Origin of the sequence: uncultured Pseudoflavonifractor sp. (assembly GCA_904419835.1) — a bacterium.
GTDB lineage: Bacteria > Bacillota > Clostridia > Oscillospirales > Oscillospiraceae > Pseudoflavonifractor.
This window is the reverse complement of sequence record CAJFTA010000098.1, coordinates 1-4,143: the sequence shown is the minus strand read 5'-3', so window position 1 is coordinate 4,143 and position 4,143 is coordinate 1. Positions and strand designations below refer to the sequence as shown.

The 4,143-nt window shown below is 62.9% G+C and carries 3 protein-coding genes; all 3 read left to right on the top strand.

Annotation, left to right across the window (positions count from 1 at the left end; translation table 11 throughout):
- Window positions 1-1,905 (top strand): excinuclease ABC subunit UvrA (locus QZY67_RS11665; RefSeq protein WP_295370490.1); only part of this gene is annotated, 1,905 nt, incomplete at its 5' end.
- A gap of 459 nt (window positions 1,906-2,364) precedes the next feature.
- Window positions 2,365-3,216, top strand: a complete 852-nt coding sequence (locus QZY67_RS11660; RefSeq protein WP_295370488.1) for an aldo/keto reductase — start codon at window positions 2,365-2,367, stop codon at window positions 3,214-3,216.
- 116 nt (window positions 3,217-3,332) lie between these two features.
- Entirely contained in the window at window positions 3,333-3,893 is a 561-nt protein-coding gene (locus QZY67_RS11655; RefSeq protein WP_295370487.1) for a flavin reductase family protein, read from the top strand.
- The last annotated feature ends 250 nt before the right edge of the window (window positions 3,894-4,143 follow it).

Genomic DNA, 4,143 nt, shown 5'->3' with positions numbered 1-4,143 from the left:
GGGGCGGTGGCCCCCTGGAACAGCCTCATGTGGTCGCTGATGACCGACGTGTGCCGGGCCATGGGCGTGCGGACGGACGTGCCCTTCCGGGAGCTGACGGAGCGGGAGAAGGACATCGTCTACAACGGCCCGGCGGAGAAAAAGCACATCCTCTACCGGGGCAAAAAGCTGGACCAGGCCACGGAGCTGGACTTTACCTATTACAACGCGGTTTACACCGTGGAAAACGCGCTGTCCAAGGTAAAGGATGAGAAGGGCATGAAGCGGGTGGAGAAATTCCTGAGGGAGGATGTGTGCCCCGACTGCGGCGGCACCCGCCTGTCTGAGGCGGCCCGGGCGCCCCGGCTCCGGGGCATCGGCCTGGACGAGGCCTGCAAGCTGTCCCTGGAGGCGTTGGTGGGCTGGGTGGCGGAGGTGCCCGCCTCTCTGCCCCAGGAGATGCGCCCCATGGCGGAGCGCATCTGCGAGTCCTTCCAGACGGTGGCCCGGCGGCTCATGGAGCTGGGGCTGGGTTATCTGACCCTGGACCGGGCCGCCGCCACCCTCTCCACCGGGGAGCGGCAGCGGATGCAGCTGGCCCGTGCGGTGCGCAACCGCACCACGGGTGTGCTGTACGTGCTGGACGAGCCCTCCATCGGCCTGCACCCGGCCAATATCGCGGGGCTGACGGCGGTGATGGACGACCTGGTGGCGGACGGGAACTCCGTGCTGCTGGTGGATCACGACGCCCAGATTCTGTCCCACGCGGACTGGATCATCGAGATGGGGCCGGAGGCCGGGGCACGGGGCGGCCGGGTGATCGCCCAGGGCGCCGTGGAGGAGCTGGCCGCCAATGAAAGCTCTCAGATCGGGCCGTTCCTGTCGGGACAGGCCCAGCCCACCGCCCGGCCGCAGGCCGCGCCGGAGGCGGTGTTTGCGGAGGGGGCCATCCACCTGGAGACCGGCGCGATCCACACGGTGAAGCCCTTGGCGCTGGATCTTCCAAAGGGGAAGCTCACGGTGGTGACGGGGGTCTCCGGCTCCGGTAAGACCACGCTGATTCTGGAGAGCCTGGTGCCGGGCCTGGAGGCGATGACAGCCGGGAAACCGCTGCCGGCCCATGTGAAAGCCGTGGACGCGCCGGGCATTCAGCGGGTCAGGCTCATCGACGCCACCCCCATCGGCATCAACGTCCGCTCCACGGTGGCCACCTATGCCAACGTCCACGATGAGCTGCGGAAGCTCTACGCCCGAAGCCCGGAGGCCAGGGCTCTGGGGTACAAGGCGGGGGACTTCTCCTACAACACGGGAAAGCTCCGCTGCCCGGTGTGCGACGGCACCGGCTCCATCAGCCTGGACGTCCAGTTCCTGCCCGATGTGGACATCCCCTGCCCGGAGTGCCGGGGCTCCCGGTACGGAAAGGATGCGGGCCGGGTACGGCTCAAGACCCGCTCCGGGGCGGCGTTTACCCTGCCGGAGCTGATGGACATGGATATCCACATGGCGCTGGACGCCTGCACCGACTGGACGGTGGTTCACCAGCGGCTCCAGGTACTGGAGGATCTGGGCCTGGGCTATCTGACCCTGGGGGAGGATACCCCCAGCCTCTCCGGCGGGGAGGCCCAGCGGCTGAAGCTGGCCAGCGAGATGGGCCGGGGCCAGGAGGACACGGTTTTTGTCTTTGACGAGCCCACCATCGGCCTGCACCCTCTGGACGTGCGGACGCTGCTGGGGGTGTTCCAGACCCTGCTGGACAGGGGCGCCACCGTGGTGGTGATCGAGCACGACCTGGATGTGATCCGCAGCGCCGACTTTCTTCTGGACATGGGCCCCGGCGGCGGCGAGGCCGGCGGCGAAATCGTGGCGGCAGGCACGCCCGCCCAGGTGAAGCAGAATCCCCGGAGCATCACCGGGCGGTATCTGTAAGACGGGCGGCCCTGCTGATGTCAATGGTGCAAATTTTCCCAATCCGTCAAGCCGTCAAAAGTAAAGTAAGAATTTTCCTCATATATACAAAAGTCCTCGCTCCGCTCGCCGCAAGCCTTGCACGGCAAGGCATTGCGGGGCATTCGATTCCACGCGAGGCGGGCGGCTGCCCCCTCGCGCTCCCCCCGCCCCAGTTCAGGCGGGTCCTTTTAAACTGAGGTTTTTCGACACGCTGAAAACAGGATGCCGGTTTGGTGGCTGAGAAAGCCACCAAACCGGCATCCTGTTTTATATTCCCGCTGTTCCGTTTTGTCCCCATTATCAGTCAGATTTTTGGACCGCAAGGAGCAGTATGCAATTTGATTATAGCAGACTGCATAATCGGCACTGTACTTTGCGGAAAAAACGGCTTACAATGTGCTTGTCAGAAGGGAAAAGACAAATTGAGGAAGTGTCGCTATGCAGAGCAGGACGCTCTACAACGGGATAGAACTGCCGATGATTGGGTACGGCACCTTTCAAATCCGGGACAGCGTCCAGTGCGAGCAGTGTGTCTCAGAGGCCCTGAAGACAGGATACCGCCTGTTCGATACAGCGGCTTCCTATGAGAATGAAGCCGCCGTAGGCGCGGCCCTGCGCAGTTCCGGACTCCCCAGAGGGGCGTGGTTCATCACCACCAAGCTGGGGGTCCAGGGCGCCAGCTATGAGGGCGCCAGGGCGGCCATCGAGGCCTCCCTCCGGAAGCTGGGCCTGAGCTATATCGACCTCTTCCTGATCCACCAGCCCTTCGGCGACTACTACGGCGCCTGGCGGGCCATGGAGGAGGCATACAAGGCCGGCAAGCTGAAGGCCATCGGCGTGTGCAACTTCTACCCCAACCGCCTGGCCGACCTGTGCGAGACGGTGGAAGTCAAGCCCGCCGTCAACCAGGTGGAGCTCCACCCCTTCTTCCAGCAGGAGAACGCCCTGGCCCTCATGAAGGAGTACGGCGTCCAGCCCGAGGCCTGGGGCCCCTTTGCCGAGGGCAATCACGGCATCTTCACCCACCCCGTCCTGACCGCCATCGGCCAGAAGTACGGCAAGAGCGCCGCCCAGGTGGCCCTGCGGTGGAACGTACAGCGGGGCGTCGCCGTCATCCCCAAGTCGGTCCACAAGGAGCGCATGGAACACAACCTTGCCATCTGGGACTTCCAGCTCAGCGACGGGGATATGGCGGAGATCGCCAAGCTGGACATCGGCCACAGCGAGATTGTGGACCACGGCGACCCCAGATTTGTCCAGATGCTCCACCAGATGAAGGTTCACGAGTAAGCATGACCATTGAAACGGCGGGCAGGGTCTGACGCCGTGCCAGGCCCTGCCCGCCGGCCTTTTCACAGAGCGGCAGCGCAGGAAGCGCGCTGTGCCGATAACAGGAGGAAACCAGCATGAGAAAGAATTTTGGCGCAAAGCCGTTTTTGTACCCGCAGTTGGTGATGGTTGTGGCCAGCTATGGCGAGGACGGGACACCGGACGCCATGAATGCCGCCTGGGGCGGCGTCGCGGGAGGCAATCAGATTTTTCTGTGCCTCAGCTCCAACCACAAGACGGTGGAAAACATTCTGAACCGGAAAGCCTTTACCGTCAGCGTAGCGGACGAGGGGCACCTGGTGGAAGCGGATTATGTGGGGCTGGTCTCCGGAAACGATGTGCCCGATAAGCTGGAACGGAGCGGGCTCCATGTGACCAGGAGTGAATTCGTGGACGCGCCTGTGATCGACGAACTGCCGCTGGTGCTGGAGTGCAGACTGCTCAGCTATGATCCGGACTCCCATTTGATGCTGGGCGAGATCGTGAACGCCGGGGCAGAAGAAGCCATCCTGGACGAGGGCGGGATGATCGACCCGGCCAAACTGAAGCCGCTCACCTTTGATCCGGCCAACCGGACGTACTGGAGCCTGGGCGAAAAGGTCGGCAATGCCTTTGCGGACGGCAGTAAGCTGAAATAATACGTTTGAAAATCTGCCACAAGTCAAGACGCTATTGATAACGCTTCCATCAACAGCGACAGCTTGGAGGTCCGCGCAATAAAAATCGGCAGGAGCCGGGGCCAATGGCCCCGGCTCCTGCCTGTCGAAAAAGTGGCTTCCGCCACTTTTCCGAAGGAGCTTCATGAAATTTTCACCTCGATTTCTGATGAAATTGTCGGCAAAAATTTCATGAGAAGTGTCATTTTCGAGGCACATGTCCCCGAAAATG